Annotated in this window: 3 protein-coding genes; all 3 read right to left on the minus strand. The window is 50.6% G+C overall.

Annotated features, from left to right (window positions below; genetic code table 11):
- Positions 1–127 precede the first annotated feature (127 nt).
- The 3 genes from ACR3FF_RS26865 to ACR3FF_RS26875 all read right to left on the minus strand — a co-directional run bounded on the left by ACR3FF_RS26865 (position 128) and on the right by ACR3FF_RS26875 (position 1,655).
- Positions 128–457 (minus strand): hypothetical protein, encoded by a 330-nt coding sequence (locus ACR3FF_RS26865; protein ID WP_458191126.1) that lies wholly within the window; start codon positions 455–457, stop codon positions 128–130.
- Positions 458–820 carry a hypothetical protein gene (locus tag ACR3FF_RS26870; protein ID WP_458191127.1) on the minus strand — a complete coding sequence of 121 codons (363 nt, stop codon included), beginning with the start codon at positions 818–820 and terminating at the stop codon, positions 458–460. It lies immediately after the preceding gene.
- 535 nt (positions 821–1,355) lie between these two features.
- Positions 1,356–1,655, minus strand: coding sequence for a hypothetical protein (locus ACR3FF_RS26875; RefSeq protein ID WP_458191129.1), 300 nt, complete (start codon positions 1,653–1,655; stop codon positions 1,356–1,358).
- Positions 1,656–1,947: the final 292 nt, after the last annotated feature.

Consider the following 1,947-nt stretch of genomic DNA (forward strand, 5'->3'; position numbering starts at 1 on the left):
TTGGAAGGTTCACCAGGTGCGTATCCGGACAGCGGATGAATCAGGTTCCTGATTCACCCGCTTCACTCAGGACTACGTATCAGCTGCTGGACTCCTGAGCCAGAGTGGACAACTAGCGACTGTCCCGTCATCGAAGATACGTCTCAAGCGAATCGACGACGTGATCGACGAATTCCTTCGTGACTCGGCCCTGCCACGCCACCAGATCTTCGATACGAGGGGAGTGGACCGCCCATGGAGAGACGAACGATTCGTACGGTACACCACCTGTTTTCCAGACAGCTGACTCTAGGGGAATCGAATCACCGTACTCTTTCGTCGAGATAGCGACAGCCACGTACTGCTCGTCGCCGAACGGATGCGACTCGTTGTTGACGATGAGCCACGGTCGTTGACTATCTTCGCCCAGTTTGAACGGGTCTGAACTTCGAACCACATCGCCACGTTCCGGTTGCATCTATTCGTCTCTCTCACTTGGATGCGGTTCGTCCGGAGCGACTGCGTCCCACTCGTCAGGTTCGATCGCTCCGTCGTCTTGATTGAGCCGTTCCGTGATCGTGTGGAGAGCATACGCGTCTGCAACACGATCAAGATCGTCCGTCATTGCCCAGTACTCTCCTCTGTGTCGGACGAGTTCACGCTGTTTCAACCGTGAGAGGGCTGTCCCAACTGTGTTCGGATCTTCGTCAATACTAGTAGCGATTTCCGACCGGGTGAACGCTTTGTCCCGGTTTGTATAGAGATAGCCAAGTACCTGTTGAGGCACGCTTGGGCCACTTGGGAGGTCCCCGGCTTCGAACTCCTCGATACGAACGGGCATACGCTGTACTTGGTGTGCTGACGTAATCAATGTACGGGTGTACTGAAGCTGTGAGCCAGTAGATGGTCACTATCAGCAGGTACTCCTAGCTCGTTGGTTGAAACCGATCACCGCGTGAGGGATTCAAGACGGCCGAATAACTCGGATCAGGGATTCGACCGGCCAATTGCACGGGTGATTTGAGAGATGGGCAACCGTTCTTCACGGGCCCCGTCGTCGCGCGATCAGTGGCATAGAATCCGCGGTCGTATATCAGGTATTAATTAAGACCGTAGGGAAAATAGTCTGTGTTTTGGGATTTCGACGCGTTTCTAAATGCACGATTGATTTGATAACCGACGTAGAACGTGCGACGGCAGTGAGTTCGATTTGTTGAATTTGGCCAATTTGGGCGATTGACTTCCTGTGGGCAGTATAAGCGGCAGTGCGACGGCCCCGGGATCCCTATCGCGATCTATGTGCGACGATTCTCAACCTGTCTGGATTATAGGAATTAGTTGTCACGTACACGGATTTTTGGAAGGTCCAGGGGTTCTCACTCACCGCATTTGTTCACGTACATCCCTATGTTGCCGTCATCGTGAAGGAATATATCGACATATGAGCATTTATCGTATGTCGGTCTCGTAATCTCCAGTGAGCTCTTCGTATTTGCGTCTTTATAGTGTATCTTCAACAGATATTTCCCTGGTTCTTGGGGAAGATCAGTGATGGTCACTGGTCTGGCTATTGGACCGTCTTTATGCTTTACATTGTAGACCTGCTTCAGAAGTTCCTCTTGGTTATATTCCACAATGACCCCTACAGTTACGTCTTCAAATTCTTTGAAATTCACTAATCGGATCTTCGTCAATCTGACTCCGCTATTAGATGCTTTAGAAGCACACCCACTGAGTCCAGCAAGCCCAAGTAGTGAGAGAGATTTAATAACGTCTCGTCGTGAGCAAAACATTACTACGTCTATAGAATGTGATGATCATAAGCTTGGTCTTCCGTTTACTCGTATAAAATCGCTAGTTGTCCACTCTGGCTCAAGAGACCAGTTGCTGACACGTAGTAGTCAGAATGAGGCGACTGAATCAGTCGCCTGATTCAGCCGCTGTCCGGATTGGTGCGTAATGAGGCTA

This window comes from Haladaptatus ordinarius (genome assembly GCF_054177595.1).